We start from the raw sequence: 16,328 nt of genomic DNA, 5'->3' as shown, positions 1-16,328 counted from the left end.
ATCGCTATTATCCTCTTTATTTATATGATATTTAAAATTTCTTGCGGTGTAGCAACTTTGTACTCGGGTTCCTCTTGTTGTACAACTTCAATAGCGTCATATCCCCAGCTGACCCAAACAATAGGCACTCCCGCTTTTTTGCAGGCTACGATATCTCTTTGTTCATCACCAATGTATAAAACATCTGATGGTGTAATACTTGAGTCCTTTAAAAATTTCTTTATCACCTTATCCTTTCCGAAAATACGGTTTGAACAAAGAACATTTGATACACAATGAATACCGTTCATTTTTAGAAATTCTAAAATGTTCTCCTGTGAATTGGAGGAAATGATAAGGATTTTATAGCCCCTTTTATCAATTTCCATTAGGACTTCTTTAATACCATCATAAAGATGAACATCATTTAATGACTGACGGTACAAGCGATAAAACTGTGGTAAAATCATAGGCAATTTATACATAGGAAAGTCGAATAATTTACTTCGTTCCGCTATCGATAATTTTTTCAATGATTCAATTTCTTTTAACTCTATTCCTTTAAATTTGTATTTTTGTGCTATGGTATTCCAAGCCGATGCAAACACTGCCGTAGAATCTGCCAATGTTCCATCAAAATCAAAGATGATATATTTCATTACAAATTTTCTCCTTTATAATCTAATTGTAAAGACGTTTTTTTCTTGAAAATGTTACTGCCTATTCTTAAATTAATGACATGATTATACAGGATATGAAACAGCGTATTACAAATAACTCTAGATGAGCATTTTTTTTTACAATGAGGAATTATTTTTTCAGCTAAAGTGGGAGCATGATACGTGAAATTCAATAAGAGCAATAAAAGACTTCATTAAATAAATCATATTGAATGGACAAAAAAGTACCTGTCATCCGTTGTTTGAGCTGGGGGACAGGTACGACTATTATGAAGCATTTTCTGTTTTTTCTCGTTTTTTTGTTAAATAATATGCATTTACTGAGGAAGTAATAGGAATGATAAGTGCGATTCCGATGCCTGCGCAACAAATCATAATAATTTCAGTGACAAATACTTTAGAATTTATAATTTCGCCAATTGAATAAGATAAATCTTTAAACCATATGAGCAAGCTTAAATATCCACCAAAGAAAGCGTAAAATAATGTATTAGTATCTGTACCTAAAATGTCCTTTCCAATGCTTAAACCTGATGTGAATAATTTTTTTCTGCTAATTAATGGGTTATGGTGAAGAATCTCATGCATGGAAGTAGCAATGGAAATGGCAACATCCAAAATTGCACCAATCGTACTCATAATAATAACGGAAGCTCCAATTTGCACAAAATTGACCCCAATATAAAGTGAAAATATGCTAATTTCTTCTGTGGATTCTGCTCCAAATCCTCTAATCATTGATTTGTCCGTTACAAAAACAATGAATAGTAATAAAATGACAATTGTAACCATCGTAGAAATGAAAGCAGTCATCGTTTTACTGCTCAATTCATTAATAAAAAATAAGCTAATCCAACTTATAACGGTACAGGCAACGAGCGTTAATAAAATCGGACTATTCTTCGGATTGGTCATTAAAAAGATAGTTATAAAGAGTACTCCGAAGTTAAAAAATAAAGATAGAAAAGATCGTACTCCTTTTTTTCCACCAATAACGATCATCAATATGAATAAAATGGCAGTTAACCATACTAATACATTCATTATTTTGCCCTCTTTCGATTAATGAAAAAAATAGAAGTATATAGACTGATCGGAATCGTTAAGACAACACCGATTCCACCTGCTAGGGCCCGAGCTAATTCTAACGAAAGGTTCAAGGACAGTGTTTGTCCTAATGGATAAGAGTTTTTCAAATATAAAATTAACATAGGAATTGAACCAGAAATATACACAAAGAACAAAATACTTGTAATCGTTCCCATAACGTCTTTCCCGATATCCATTCCAGAAGTTCTTAAAGCTTGGTCAGAAATATCTTGGTTTTGCTCAAATAATGCGAACATAGAAGAAGCCATTGTGATGGAGACATCCATTACAGCCCCTAATGCCCCAATAAATAACCCAGCCATAAAAATCACTCGATAAGGTCGTGTTAAAAATTGCATTTCTTCATATCGAAGCCCATTCTCGGATGTAATCCACAGAACTAAAGCGCTAATCAATAATGAAATAAAAGTTCCTAAAAGCGTTGCAACTATAGCTGCATATGTTTTCTCATTCAAGCCGTTAATGAGAATTAAGGAAATGACCGTAAATAAAAGAACACATACCCCACTGATAAATATCAAATTTATATTGGAATGCACATATAAATCCAAAGCAAAGGATAATACAAGCGAATTAACAACTAAACTGATGATTGAAAATAACCCTTGCCTTTTACCAACAATCAGCAAAGCAAAAATAAAAATCCACGCTACTATCAAGACGAACTGATCACGTTTAACGTCTAAAATAGTTCCCGTCAAATCTCCATTTTTGTCCGTATTTGCTTTAATGGAAACAAATAATTTATTCCCAACATGGTACTCCTGGTCGAAGGCACCAGATGCTGAATATTCATTTGTAAAATGAATAAGCTTCCCTTTTTCTTCACCATTTTTTAATACAGCTGTAATAAGCTGAGTATATAAATGATCATCATTTTCATACATATCCGTTACAGGGTTTGATTCTTTTAACTCCGTTTTTATAACTTCAGCAATTGGACGATCATAAAATGCTTCATTGTGATAAACGAAAAAAACAGAAGCGATAAAGCAAATTGCCATAAAGGTATAAAATATAATTTTATTAAAAGATTTTTTTTTCAAGATGTTTTGCAATAAAAAACCTCCAATGTGAGAAGGGAATCTAATCATATTCGTTGCGGTCATTGTTTGAGTTGACACGAACAATGACTCACGATATCACTATGATTTTTTAATGTCAATAAGATTAAAAAAGTGCCATTATAATTTAACGTGCTAATTGAATAGAAGTTCCTTAATTATATATTCGAGGTTAATATGGCTTTTAGCGTACTAAGTTAGTTATAGCATAATTAAATTATTGTTATTCATTGATGTAAGTTTATTCATTAAATCATATATGAGACAGCCTATGCCGGTGCACAGTTACTGGTTGATTATTCCTATACAAAAGGAAGCTATTATTTCATTTACTAGGTCATTATCATTGCAATTATAAGGGAATCCGTGTGAACGCAGTTGCCTCAGAACCGATTTAAACGCCATTAACTGTCTCTAGTTATCCAGCGGAATATGTCAAAACAGTTGCCTCAGAGACGCCAATGAAACGAGCGGGGCAGCCATTTGAGCTTGCACCACCTACCTATATATAATTAGTATCTGATGTCTCATCCTAAGTTACTGGTCAGGTACTTCATGTGAATGGGGGTATAATGACGGAAACTTAGGCAATTAAGGGATTTGTATTCTTTAACGTTTTGTGATAGATTAATAGATACTAAATTCGAAAGGAGGTAAAAGTGATGGAAACTGTATTCGCAAAAGGCTTAGCAGAAAAAGAGGTAAAATCTTACATGCTTGGTGGGAGATTTGCTGTCAAAGGGAGTAGTCAGCCCTTTTTTAAGCAAATTTCATATCGGAAACAGATTCCGGAAGCTTTTGCCTTCTTATTTTAACAATTGTAGTCGTTAATTTTTGATGAACTTGTATAAATATAATTACGTATTGTGGCGCCGGTTCTGTACGGCGCTTTTTTATGTTCAATTGTGAGTCATAAGAAATCTTTCCCTTGTTTGTAGGGTTTTTTTCGCACTTTTAAGGCGCCGTTCTTTCGGCGTCTTTTTTTGTGTTTTAACTTCTTTCATCAGGTGTCCAAACACCTGATGAAAGAAGTTAAAGCCTCCGGCGGATGTCACGGAATCGGAAAGGAGTTAATAAAGGATGTTAGCCTAAAATCATCGCATCCATGCGATAACGGCTAACTGACCTGCATCTTGCAGGCCTAAGCACAAAGCCGATTCCGGATGCAATTATGCCGAGGGATAATTGATAGGAGTGAAAAGAGATGTGTAACCTTATATGTCCATTCATCTGTTAAGCGTTTTAGCTTTGCAAAAGAGATGGTCAAAACCTATAAGGAGATTAAATAAATGATACTTCAATTAAATGGAATTAGTAAAAGTTATTTGGGAGATCCAGTTCTCTCAAATATAACGATGAAAATTGAGCGAGGAGATAAAATTGGCCTCATTGGTGTTAATGGTGCTGGTAAATCAACATTACTAAAGATAATTGCGGGAGACCTTCCTTATGATAATGGAGAGCTCTACATCGGAAAAGGTATTAAAATTGGTTATTTGCGTCAAGACAGTGGGTTGAAGCTAGACAATACAATTTGGGCAGAAATGTTAGAAGCGTTACCTGACCTTCTTGAGGTTGAAAAAGAACTTCGAGAGCTTGAAAAGAAGATGAGCGAACCGACGTTAATAGACAATCCTGAAAAATTTGAAAAAATTATGGATCGATATGCAATAAAATCAGAGTGGTTTATGCAGCATGGTGGCTATGAAATGGAAGCTAAAATTAACAGTATTCTTAATGGAATGGGCTTTGGGAGTACATCAAAAAATACCCCTATTCATCAGCTAAGTGGTGGACAAAGAACTCGACTTGCATTAGCGAAAATTTTATTGGAACAGCCAGATTTACTTATGTTAGATGAACCGACGAATCATTTGGACTTAACAACATTAAATTGGCTTGAAGCGTATTTACACTCATACCAAGGTTCCATTATTCTCATATCGCATGATCGATATTTTTTAGATGCACTTGTTAACGGTATTTATGAGATAGAGCGAGCAGAAGTCAGGAAATATGTTGGGAATTACTCCAAATATGTAGAAAGTAAAGAAAAAACTCGCAACTTGATTGAAAAAAAATATGTCCTGCAACAGCAAAAAATTTCGAAAATGGAAGACTATATACAACGCAATATTACTATGGCTACTTCTTCTAAAAGTGCAAAAAACAAAAGAAAACAGCTTGAGAGAATAGAACGAATTGAGAAACCTATAAAGGATTTAAAACAACCACAGATGGGATTTTTAATGGAAAAAAACTCTCATAAGGAAGTGCTAAAGGTACGAGATTTATCGGTTTTCTTTAAGGTAGATTATGGGCAACAACCGCTATTAGAAAATATTAATTTTCAGCTACAGCGTGGTGATAAGGTTGCATTAATTGGTCCGAATGGTGTTGGAAAATCAACATTAATAAAGACGCTGTTAAAGGAGATTAGTCCAGATAGTGGCGTTATCACTTGGGGTAACGGTGTGACGGTAGGTTACTACGATCAAGAGCAATCGAACTTACACCCAAATAACACCATTTTACATGAGGTCTGGAGTATGTTCCCACACATTGAAGAAGCGAGAGTTCGTACTGTTTTAGGGAATTTCTTATTTACTGATGAAGATGTCTTTAAAAGGATATCTACCCTCAGTGGAGGTGAGAGGGCACGAGTAGCTTTATCGAAACTCGTAATGCAAAAAGCAAACGTGCTTATTATGGACGAGCCAACTAATCACCTTGATTTATTTAGTAAAGAAGTATTAGAACAGGCTCTTTTGAATTATGAGGGAACACTTTTCTTTATTTCACATGATCGATATTTTCTTAATAAGCTAGCATACAAAATGGTGGAGCTTTCTCCAACTGGCATGAGTATCTTTAACGGTAATTATGACGATTACATGAAAATGAAATTAAACTAAGGGCCATGAGCGTGGAAAGGCAAAGAGGACGATTACGTAATAAAATATAAAAGCGAAAAGAGGAAAATAATATGACAAATAAAAATAGAATTGCAGTTATTACAGGATCAGGTAGTGGAATTGGTAGAGCAACTAGTCTTAAATTTGCTGAAAATGGCTATAAAGTCGTGTTAGTTGATTTTAACGAGAAAACTGGAGAAGAGACACTTAAACTAATTCAACAAAATGGCGGTGAGGGGATTTTCGTTAAAGCGGATGTTTCCAAAGTAGAGGATGTTCAGAATTATGTACAGCAAGCTGTAAACACATATGGCCGTATCGATGTTTTCTTCAATAACGCTGGCATTATTCAAAAATTTGCACCATTTACAACGGTTGAATTGGAAGAATACGATCGTCTTATGGATATCAATGTAAAAGGTATTTTTCTAGGAATGAAATATGTTATTCCAGTAATGGAAAAGCAGGGTAAAGGGTCGATTATTAATACTGCTTCATCGGCAGGTATTCGTCCGGAACACAGTATCGCTGTATATTCCGCAAGTAAGCATGCAGTAATTGGTTTAACGAAAGGCGTTGCGATCGAGTATGCAAATAAAGGTATACGTATTAATGCTGTGTGTCCAGGTGGTATCGTTACACCATTATTTCAAAGTGTTGGAGAGACACTTAAAAAAACAGGATACGTACCAGAAGAAATGTCACGTGTTCGTATGGGACGCCATGGTGAACCAGAAGAAGTAGCAGAAGCGGTTCTATTCTTAGCTTCAGATAAAGCAAGCTTCATGGCTGGTGCTGTTGTCTCTGTTGACGGTAGTTTAACTGTGTAATTTTATTGTCTTTGGAACAGCCACGCCTTTGGTCTTTAGTAATGACCAAAGGTGGTGGCTGGTTTTATGTAGCGAATGTGCAAACGTAACGACAGCACAAACTTGCGAATGCGAAATGAATTAGAGAAAAAATTTTAAAAAAGAATTATCTGGATAATAAAATGAAATAGTGTTATCGTAAGAAATAGCTAAATAAAAATATCCTTCAGGGTAGGGTGAAATTCCCAATCGGCGGTGATGAAGAAATTCAAAGTCCGTGAGCGCAAGCTGATTTGGTGCAAATCCAAAACCGACAGTTATAGTCTGGATGGGAGAAGGGTAGAAGTGTGAGCTTTTTAAATTCGCTTGAGTTTATAAGGTTTGTTTGAGTATGCTTTTATGTTAACTACTTCCCATCGTTTAGTTGGGAAGTAGTTTTTGTTTTATTTGGCTAAAAAATTGAATAGCAATAGTTCTTCGGGGTAGGGTGAAATTCCCAATCGGCGGTGATGAAGAAATTCAAAGTCCGTGAGCGCAAGCTGATTTGGTGCAAATCCAAAACCGACAGTGACAGTCTGGATGGGAGAAGAACGATGAGATGACAGCCTATGGAAAAATTTTGTATCCATGAGGTTTATTTGTTGACGTCTTATGTAAATGAACTCCCAAACCCCTTTAATCTAAGGGGTTTTTTGTTTGAACAGAAATTAGAAGTAAATGAAAGTAGGTGAAAAAATGTTTACAGGAATTGTTGAGGATATTGGCACCATAAAAACCATGCAAAGCGATAGAAAAAGTATGGAAATTACCGTACTTTCAAAGAAAATGGTAGAGGATGTAAAGCTCGGGGACAGTATAGCGGTCAACGGTGTTTGTTTAACAGTGATACATTTTAATGAACAAGAGCTAACGATGGATGTCATGCCTGAAACAGTGAGAGCAACAAATTTACAGCAGCTCGCAGTTGGAGATCCTGTAAATTTAGAGCGCGCTATGTCAGCTAATGGACGTTTCGGAGGTCATTTTGTATCCGGACATGTAGACGGAGTAGGGAAAATATTGCGCAAGCGGCCATTAGCAAATGCAGTCTATATTGATATTGAACTATCAACGGAGTTAACGAGCTACTGTATACCAAAGGGCTCCATCACCATTGACGGAACGAGTTTAACACTCTTTCATGTCGAGAAAAACGGTGTCACAGTATCCCTGATACCCCACACTTACAAGGAAACCATTTTAGGTAAGAAGAAAATTGGTGATCACGTCAATGTAGAAACAGATTTAGTTGGAAAATACATTTTGCATCAACTTAAGCATGGACAGGAACCACCGACTGTTACAAGAGACTTCTTAGCACAAAACGGCTTTTAACCAAAATTTACGAACAGGAGGTGGAGATATTGCTACATTCAATCGAAGAAGCAATAGAGGATTTAAAACAAGGTAAGATGATTATTGTAGTAGATGACGAGGACCGAGAAAACGAAGGGGACTTACTCGCACTTGCGGAATTTATGACCCCAGAAACGATTAACTTTATGGCGACCTATGGAAGAGGTCTTATTTGTACGCCGATTTCACAGCAGCTAGCACAAAAACTAGCATTAAAGCCAATGGTTAGTATTAATACAGATAATCATCAGACGGCATTTACCGTTAGTATAGATCATGTAGACACAACAACTGGAATTAGCGCCTTTGAACGGGCAATGACTATACAAAAAATGATAGAGCCACAGGCAAAAGCTGCGGATTTTCGTAGACCAGGCCATGTATTCCCACTAATAGCAAAGGAAAATGGTGTATTAGAACGTAGAGGACATACAGAAGCTACAATTGATTTGGCAAAGCTTTGTCATAGTATTCCTGCGGGCATTATTTGTGAAATTATGGGAGACAATGGCGAAATGCTACGCTTTAATGACCTCATTAAATATGCAGCGCATCATCATTTAAAAATGATTTCAATTGAAGCATTGGCAACATATCGTCGTCAACAAATAATGGAAGAAAACACACAGACAATATAAAGGATCATCAACAAAAATTTGGAATGACATTTGTTAAAACGTACTTTATGTATATAAGTTGATTGGAGTGGAGACTGGGCGACTCCTTGAGGATTAGCAATTGGGGAACGAAGGCTAAAACCATCACGTCCTGTGATAACGCCTTTGTGACCGACATCGGTGCTGTTGCTGTCGCTTCGTTGCACTACGCTTTCGCGCAAGCCCCGACGCCCCCAGGAAGCTTTGCTCTGCGCGAAAGCGAAGCGGCAGCGATAAAAGCGCCCAGTCGGAACGGAAATCAACCCCACGTTATGATGATTAGACTAAATAATAGAGGAGAGATTCAAAATGGTTAAAACATTTGAAGCACAATTAATTGGTACGGATTTAAAAATAGCAGTAGTAGTTGGTCGTTTCAACGAATTTATTACAAGCAAATTATTAGATGGTGCATTAGATGGTTTAAAGCGTCATGGTGTGGATGAGAACTCTATTGATGTAGCGTGGGTTCCTGGTGCATTTGAAGTTCCATTCATCGCGAAACAGTTAGCTGAAACAAAGAAATATGATGCAATTATTGGATTAGGTACAGTGATTCGTGGCTCAACAACACATTATGATTATGTATGTAATGAATCAGCTAAAGGAATTGCAAATGTGTCACTAACTACAAATGTACCTGTTATTTTTGGCATTGTTACTACTGAAAATATTGAACAAGCAATTGAGCGAGCTGGGACTAAGTCAGGAAATAAAGGCTATGATGCGGCAATGTCTGCTATTGAAATGGCAAATTTAAAGAAGATGATTGGATAAATCTATCTTGATATAGTATGGAAATTTCATAGGTAAATTATTCTGGAAAGCATTTTAAAATGAATATTTTTTAAAACCATGGGGAAAATATCCTTAAGTGTATTTATGGTAATACTCATAAATGCACTAATTAGGAGCTGGCTCAGCAGGAGATGAGGGATATTTCTTCAATGGAACAAGAATTAAATTTGAAATCTTTGAAGTCACTATTTCAACGATCTGCTGATGTGGTATTCCAGGAGTATTTCTTTCAGCAACATAAAGTACATTTGATAAAATGTGAAGCGATGATTGATGAACGTTTACTACAGACCGTTATTGTACAACGAATTCAATCATTATTTACTGGAACATCGGATGAATTAGAGCAACATATAGAAAATAAATTACACATTCCCCATCTTCAGAGAATAACAAGTAAAGATGAGGCCATGACGAGAGTCTATAAAGGACATGTTTTACTGTATTTTGAAGATATGAATTTGCTGTATTCAAGTTATATCGCTAAAAAACCGAATCGGGAGCCTAAAGAAACGACCCTTGAATTAGTAGTCAAAGGTCCGAAAGATGATTTTATTGAGGATGTTTTTATCAATATTGCTTTATTACGCAAGCGATTACCTACTAATTCATTAAGTGTTGAGACATATGAACTTGGTAAACGATCCAAAACAACCGTAGCTGTACTTTATTTAGAAGATGTCGTAAATCAAAAGATGCTTGAGATAATAAAATTACAGCTGCAGAGAATTGATACGGATATTGTATTTAGTGGAGATTTATTGATGGAGAGAATTGAGCGGGGTGGAAAGATTCTACCTAGACATGATTATACTGGACGCCCTGATTTTGCTGTACAAGCTTTAAGCAGAGGGCGCATTATTATCATAGTTGATGGTGTATCGTATGCAGTTATTACACCCTCTAACTCAATGTTACTTTTTAAATCCGGTGAGGATAACGAGTATCCAGTTATTGTAAGTTCTATGGAACGTTTACTCCGAATAGTGGCTATCTTAATAAGTGTACTTTTACCAGGTTTTTGGCTTGCACTGACTACCTATCATCAAGAGCAATTGCCTTTCATCCTATTGGCAACAGTTGTTGAGTCAAGGACAGGTCTTCCATTTCCAACTTTTCTTGAAACATTAATGATGCTTTTTATGTTTGAATTATTTCGAGAAGCAAATATCCATCTACCCAATGTTATCAGTGGGTCCATAAGTGTTGTCGGGGGATTAATTATTGGAGATGCAGCGATTAAATCGGGTGTTACGAGCCCTTCCATGATTGTAGTTATTGCTACTTCAAGTATTGCAGCCTTTACACTCGTCAATCAATCTATTGTAACAGCAATGAGTATTCTCAGGATCATCATCATTTTAGCATCTGCCTTTTTAGGGTTATTTGGATTCTTCATTTCGGTGTTTTTCATACTTCTTTATACTGCAAATATAAGAGTATTAGGTATTCCGTACTTAAACATGGGAGCAGATTTAGATTGGCAGAACATTAAAGGATCTTTAGTTCGCTTATCTTCTGCAAATTATCGTAAGCGTCCGAATTTTTTAAATGTACAGGATGAGACAAGGACATCGAGTAGGAAAAAATAAATACTTAGAATGAAGAGATCAGGTTTATATAAGCCTGGTCTTTTTATATTTTACTTGACCTTTTATTAACTTGAAGCTTTACGATGAATAATAGATATCTATCACATTAGGTAAGGAGAGAACAGCAATGAGATCTTATGAAGAGTTAATCGTAGAAGTTATAGATGTAAGAGGCAGCTACTATCAAATTGGACTCCAACAAAGTAAAGTGCTACTATCACATTCACATCCAATACAGAATGGATTTCCGAACTTAACAAATAAAACAAATGTCCAAATGGCAAAACAACTACTACAATTCCATTGCCCTAGCCTTGTACAAGAAATGGAAGGATTGGCTGTTGGGTTGACTCAAACGACGGATTCTGTGATTAAAATGTATAGTGGGTATAATATTACCTTTCCAGAAATGGGCTGTACATCTTTTGTGCAAAACGGCAAATACATAAGAAACTATGATTTTAGTCCAACATTGTATGATGCCAGACTTGTATTTTCTAATCCAATGAATGGATACGCAAGTGTTGGATTTAGCCAACAAATTATCGGTAGACTCGATGGAATGAATGAATTTGGGTTAGTTGTCGGTCTGCATTTTGTTAATAGTGAGTACCATGATGAGGGCTTTATCGCTTCAACGATTGTCCGAATATTATTAGAGCAATGTAAAAATATTGAAGAAGCACTTAAACTAATCAGAGAGCTACCACATGGTTATTGCTATAATTACTCAATGACAGATCAAAGCGGTCAATCTATAGTAGTAGAAGCTTCCCCACAGAAGCAAGAAGAAAAATATGGAAATCCGTTAATTTGTACGAATCATTTTGAAGCAACTAGCATGAAAGAGAAAAATAAGAAAAATATTCAAGGGTCCGTTAATCGAAAGCATTTTTTAAATAGTTTAGTAGAAAAGAATTTGACTACAATGGCTACTTACCGACATTTTAATAATGGAAATTCTCCGCTATTTTTTAAACACTATAAAGAATACTTTGGCACACTACATACCGTAATTTATTCGCCAAAGCTTCTAGAAGTTATTGTTGGAATAGGAGAGGATGCAGAACCGATAATAATTTCTTTTAAAGATTATTTGGACGAAGCGCTAACGCTTCCAAAAAGGTTAACAGGTCGGATTTATCCACACAACGAAGATGGAATAGAATAAACAATATATAATAAGGAGAGAGGCATGATAAAATGCTGTTCTCCTTTTTTGTTTTCTTTCTAGAGAAGGATTATTAAACTATTGGTTGCGACTTGTACAATATCTCACTCGAAAAATAAAATCGTTTTAGAATTTTATCAGTACCTTATAGACGACTCCAATTTCAAGTATAGGAAGGAAATAGCTCAAACAGTAGTGGAGGTAAAGAAGGTTTGGTGATAGCCAAAACTCTTTTGTGATGATAAGATAAGAACGAATGTTTTTATTTAGAGAGGCGAAGAATCCTTTATCGTATGTATTTTCTCAAATGAATTGAAACGGTGCTATTAAGATTAACTGATAGCAGATAAGTAGATAGCCATTGCCGTCCAAATCGCTCTGAAATATCTTGTGACAATGAATGATTAGCTAATGATTAATTTTAAACAACCATAAAAAAAAGAAGTTTACTATAGTATAATAGGATTGTTGGATATGAAATGAAATTGTTTCCCTAGTAGAAAGTATGACCGACTAACAATTTTTGTATTTAATGCGCAAGCCAAGCCCAACTAAATTAAGGCAATATTCATTTCTATAGATGAGGAAGTACCAGGTTTTATGAAAACACGAAAAATAAAATTAATTTTAATACTATCGACTATCTTATTAATATTGTTTACAAGTTTAAACATCTTTACATCCTATATAAAAATGAAAAAGACAGTAGAGGAGTCAATAGCGAACCAAAGTCTGGAAGCGGCTATTTCTATTGCATCTTCAATTGATGTAGAGGCGTACAAACAATTTTTAGATAACCCCGAGAAAAACGATTATTATTGGGAATTAAGAAGCTACTTAAATGATGCAAGAGTAAAACTAGGTGCTTTATTTGTTTATACTTTAAAAGTTGATAATCCAAAAGTATCCAAAGCAATGATTATGGGATTACCAGGTGATTTGACTAAAGGCTTCGATATCGGAGAGGTCTGTACAGTACCTGAAAAGCAAGTGCAAAAAGCCTATAAAGGAGAAACATATGTAACAGAAGTAATACCAGATTCTGTACACGGCGCCTACTTATCTGTTGGTGCGCCGATAAAGGATAAAACAGGAAAGATCATTGCATACCTAGGCATTGATATTAGTGCAGAAACATTAAATGGCATCAAGGGAAAAGTGATCGAAGACAATCTTTTTATCTTTATTTTTAATGGTGTACTCATTTTACTCGTAATAGGCTCTTTTTTCTTTTTACAGAGATGGTATCAGAAAGAAGTGGCGAAGGAAGTTGGAGCGACAGAAGATACATATCAAGCAGAAATTAAAACTTTAATCACTTCCGTATCCTCTTTAAGACATGATTTCACAAATCATATACAAGTATTACATGGATTTCTGCAATTAAACAAACCTGAACAGGCCAAACAATATTTATCTTCATTGTCCAAAGAGGTTCAGGCTATTAAGTCCCTCAAAGTAAATATTGATCATCCTGGCTTGTCTATATTATTACAAACGAAAAAACTAACGGCACAAAATCATAATATTGATATGGATTTCACAGTCTCACAGGATGCATTTAATAAAATTAAAACGACGGATTTAATCAAAATTTTGTCGAATTTAATAGATAATGCTATTGATGCGGCAAATGAATTGCCGGAAGAACAACGAAAAATAACAATTCGCTGTAAAGCAGATGACACGCAATATGAATTTAAGGTTACAAATTCTGGGCCAAATATTGTAGAGGCGGGGCAAATATTCAAGCAAGGATTTTCCACTAAAAAACCAGAAAGTGGTAAAATAAGAGGGCAGGGCTTGTTTATTGTAAATGAAATTGTCAATAAGTACGAAGGTCAAATTTCTATCGATTCATCAAAACATTTAGAGACAACCGCAATAGTAACTATTCCAATAAAGTAAATTTCTAAACTTCCTACAGAAAATTGTAGGAAGTTTTTTTGAGGATAAACTATTGTGTCAATTAAAGCTTGGCCCTTCGGCAAAACAACCACTTCACATAGCATGTATTATCTGGCAGTGATAAAAAGAAACTTTAGCAACAATGTTTTTTATGTGCGAAAGCGAGAAACTGAAATCTGCTACCGGCGAAGTAAAGGAGTTTAGCGGCTAAATTGGCTGTTCTACTGGCGAAGTAGCTGCTTCACTATGCGAAAAGATGATTCAACTTTCATTTCTACATTTTTTGAGCAATTCATTTCATATATTACTAATAATCAAAATGATACTCTATTATGAGGAGATGGAATAATTGGATAAATCAATCCTTGATTTATTGAAAAAGGGTGGATTTGTTTTGTATGCAAGGCATGGCCAAGCAACTGTCGGATTAGATCAGCCAAATTTAAATTTTCAAGATTGTTATACTCAAAGAAATTTGTCTGAAGTTGGGCGAAGGGAGGCAATTTACTTTGGACAAATGCTACGCTATTTACAAATTCCAATCAGTTCACCGATTGTAGTAAGTCCTTTTTGTCGTACAATTGAGACGGCACAGCTTGCGTTTCCTTATGCCTATATCCAAATTGACCCAATTGGTTATGGAATTTATAAATTGGGTGGGAATGTTCCTAACGATGAAAAAACAAATATATTATCAAATCTCCAATCAGTGTTAGAAAGAAAGCCACCGCAGGGTATGAATCAAGTGATCGTTGCCCATAGCTTTCCCGAAGGTGTTGGATTAGGGAATATTTCTAATATGGGAATGGTTATTGTGAAACCAAAAGGTCCTGGAAATGGGTATGAAATAATAAAAAAACTAACTTTAGAAGATCTACCACTTTTAGGTAGTAACTCTAATTAAGCTAAGGATGGGAGAAAAGCATGGAATTAAAAACAGTCTCACAGTGCACTTTAGAGGAAACTTTAAAAACTTGGAATAAAGGCTTTGAGGGGTATTTTGTACAAATAGAAATGAATGAAGAAAAGTTTTTAAACCGAATCGTTGGTGAAGGACTATCGCCAGAGCTTTCAATAGTCGCATTTGATCAGAATAATCCTGTAGGCATTGTATTAAATGGCTTTAGACAAATAGATGGTAAGAAAACCTCTTGGAATGGTGGAACGGGCATTTCTCCAGATTATCGCGGTAAAGGTGTTTCTCGTGTTTTAATGGAAGAAACCATTGCCATCTATGAAAGAGAGAATGTGGAAGTTGCAACACTTGAAGCTATAAAAGAAAATAAAATAGCCATTGCGCTATATGAGAAATATGGTTATATAATTACAAATCAATTGCTATTTTTAAGTGGCGAATATGAAGCAAAAGTAGAGGAGCAAGCCGCAATTTATGTGGAAACTATTCGGCCAGAGCAGCTACCACATTTATCTTTTTATCAGGAGGATGTTCCTTGGCAATGTAGCTGGCAAAGCAACAAGCAAGGAGAAGCTAAAGTTTTTTACAATGAGAATAATGAAGCGATTGGCTATATGTTATATAGAACCGTATGGGGTAAGGATGAATCCATCGACCACATAGTACTTTATCAATTAGAGCTATTGCAGAATAGCAATGTAGAAAATATTCCACACTTTATCGCAAGCATTGCAAATCACAAAGTAAATCTGGCCACAGTTAACTTTTTAGCAAGCAATCCAGCCACTAGCTATTTAATGGAGAATGGACTAGAAGTGAAAACTGAGCAAGTACAAATGAAGAAGAAAATGGATTAATAGTTTACGAGTAGATAAAATTACAGAAGGCTTGAAATGTCAATGTTAAGCTGAACAATTGCTTGAATTTTGGGAGTTTTAAATGGCCAACGTTATACTTATACAATCATCGCGGACTCAAATACGTTTGCTTGAGGGCTAGTTATCTTAGCAGTACTTATATCAGGTTGTAAACATTTAAAAATTCCAGTATACTAATCCGATAAAGAATGTAAATAAAGGATGAGTTTAAATGACGTTTGAAGAGATATTACCACGCTTAAAAGCCGGAGAGAAAGTAATTCGTAAAAATTGGGGCGGTGCCGAATTGTATGTGAAGCTTGTTGGACAAAGCGAACATGATGGCGAGACTTTGAATCCTTATTTTTTAATTAATGTACGTGGTGAGGGCTATACTATGTTCACACCGACAGTCTGTGATTTATTAGCGGAAGATTGGATAATTGTCAATTAATCGGAAGAGCCATCTCAAATGAGG

General features: G+C 35.4%; 14 protein-coding genes, 2 pseudogenes and 2 riboswitches. Of the genes and pseudogenes, 13 read left to right on the top strand and 3 right to left on the bottom strand.

Features of this window, described 5'->3' with window-relative positions:
• Positions 1-20 precede the first annotated feature (20 nt).
• From ACQKMV_RS08905 to ACQKMV_RS08895, 3 genes are all read right to left on the bottom strand, one after another.
• Positions 21-638, bottom strand: a complete 618-nt coding sequence (locus tag ACQKMV_RS08905) for an HAD hydrolase-like protein (protein WP_427424573.1) — start codon at positions 636-638, stop codon at positions 21-23.
• A 288-nt stretch (positions 639-926) separates the two neighbouring features.
• Entirely contained in the window at positions 927-1,703 is a 777-nt protein-coding gene (locus tag ACQKMV_RS08900) for a YibE/F family protein (RefSeq protein WP_427503470.1), read from the bottom strand.
• The gene (locus tag ACQKMV_RS08895; RefSeq protein ID WP_427503695.1) at positions 1,703-2,773 is read right to left on the bottom strand and encodes a YibE/F family protein; all 1,071 of its coding nucleotides are present in this window, start codon (positions 2,771-2,773) and stop codon (positions 1,703-1,705) included. Before ACQKMV_RS08895 ends, ACQKMV_RS08900 begins: the two co-directional genes overlap by 1 nt.
• 324 nt (positions 2,774-3,097) lie before the next feature.
• Between ACQKMV_RS08895 and ACQKMV_RS08890 the strand changes: the two are divergent.
• The 13 genes and pseudogenes from ACQKMV_RS08890 to ACQKMV_RS08830 all read left to right on the top strand — a co-directional run.
• A pseudogene (locus ACQKMV_RS08890) lies at positions 3,098-3,369 on the top strand (SDR family oxidoreductase); the annotation flags it as partial.
• Between the two features lie 126 nt (positions 3,370-3,495).
• The gene (locus ACQKMV_RS08885) at positions 3,496-3,648 is read left to right on the top strand and encodes a hypothetical protein (protein ID WP_427503469.1); all 153 of its coding nucleotides are present in this window, start codon (positions 3,496-3,498) and stop codon (positions 3,646-3,648) included.
• 474 nt (positions 3,649-4,122) lie between these two features.
• The gene (abc-f, locus tag ACQKMV_RS08880; protein ID WP_427503468.1) at positions 4,123-5,748 is read left to right on the top strand and encodes a ribosomal protection-like ABC-F family protein; all 1,626 of its coding nucleotides are present in this window, start codon (positions 4,123-4,125) and stop codon (positions 5,746-5,748) included.
• Between the two features lie 71 nt (positions 5,749-5,819).
• On the top strand, positions 5,820-6,578 hold the full coding sequence (locus ACQKMV_RS08875; protein ID WP_427503466.1) for an SDR family NAD(P)-dependent oxidoreductase: 759 nt from the start codon (positions 5,820-5,822) through the stop codon (positions 6,576-6,578).
• 197 nt (positions 6,579-6,775) lie between these two features.
• Positions 6,776-6,901: riboswitch (FMN riboswitch) on the top strand.
• Between the two features lie 125 nt (positions 6,902-7,026).
• Positions 7,027-7,152, top strand: a riboswitch (FMN riboswitch).
• A 140-nt stretch (positions 7,153-7,292) separates the two neighbouring features.
• Positions 7,293-7,931 (top strand): riboflavin synthase, encoded by a 639-nt coding sequence (gene ribE, locus ACQKMV_RS08870; protein ID WP_427503464.1) that lies wholly within the window; start codon positions 7,293-7,295, stop codon positions 7,929-7,931.
• 29 nt (positions 7,932-7,960) lie between these two features.
• A pseudogene (gene ribB, locus ACQKMV_RS08865) lies at positions 7,961-8,554 on the top strand (3,4-dihydroxy-2-butanone-4-phosphate synthase); the annotation flags it as partial.
• A gap of 363 nt (positions 8,555-8,917) precedes the next feature.
• Positions 8,918-9,385, top strand: coding sequence for a 6,7-dimethyl-8-ribityllumazine synthase (ribH, locus tag ACQKMV_RS08860; RefSeq protein ID WP_370082743.1), 468 nt, complete (start codon positions 8,918-8,920; stop codon positions 9,383-9,385).
• Between the two features lie 170 nt (positions 9,386-9,555).
• Positions 9,556-10,998 carry a spore germination protein gene (locus ACQKMV_RS08855; protein ID WP_427503463.1) on the top strand — a complete coding sequence of 481 codons (1,443 nt, stop codon included), beginning with the start codon at positions 9,556-9,558 and terminating at the stop codon, positions 10,996-10,998.
• 127 nt (positions 10,999-11,125) lie between these two features.
• Positions 11,126-12,169, top strand: coding sequence for a C45 family autoproteolytic acyltransferase/hydolase (locus tag ACQKMV_RS08850; protein ID WP_427503462.1), 1,044 nt, complete (start codon positions 11,126-11,128; stop codon positions 12,167-12,169).
• A gap of 600 nt (positions 12,170-12,769) precedes the next feature.
• A complete protein-coding gene (locus tag ACQKMV_RS08845) occupies positions 12,770-14,077 on the top strand; it encodes a Spo0B domain-containing protein (protein WP_427503461.1) in 1,308 nt (435 codons plus the stop codon).
• 349 nt (positions 14,078-14,426) lie between these two features.
• Positions 14,427-14,981 carry a histidine phosphatase family protein gene (locus ACQKMV_RS08840; RefSeq protein ID WP_427503459.1) on the top strand — a complete coding sequence of 185 codons (555 nt, stop codon included), beginning with the start codon at positions 14,427-14,429 and terminating at the stop codon, positions 14,979-14,981.
• A gap of 20 nt (positions 14,982-15,001) precedes the next feature.
• A complete protein-coding gene (locus ACQKMV_RS08835) occupies positions 15,002-15,850 on the top strand; it encodes a GNAT family N-acetyltransferase (RefSeq protein WP_427503457.1) in 849 nt (282 codons plus the stop codon).
• 232 nt (positions 15,851-16,082) lie between these two features.
• Positions 16,083-16,304, top strand: a complete 222-nt coding sequence (locus tag ACQKMV_RS08830; protein ID WP_427424561.1) for a DUF2829 domain-containing protein — start codon at positions 16,083-16,085, stop codon at positions 16,302-16,304.
• Positions 16,305-16,328: the final 24 nt, after the last annotated feature.

The sequence above is a fragment of the Lysinibacillus sp. NPDC094403 genome, from assembly GCF_050278745.1.
Taxonomy (GTDB): domain Bacteria; phylum Bacillota; class Bacilli; order Bacillales_A; family Planococcaceae; genus Lysinibacillus.
This window is presented reverse-complemented; position numbering and strand designations above follow the sequence as displayed.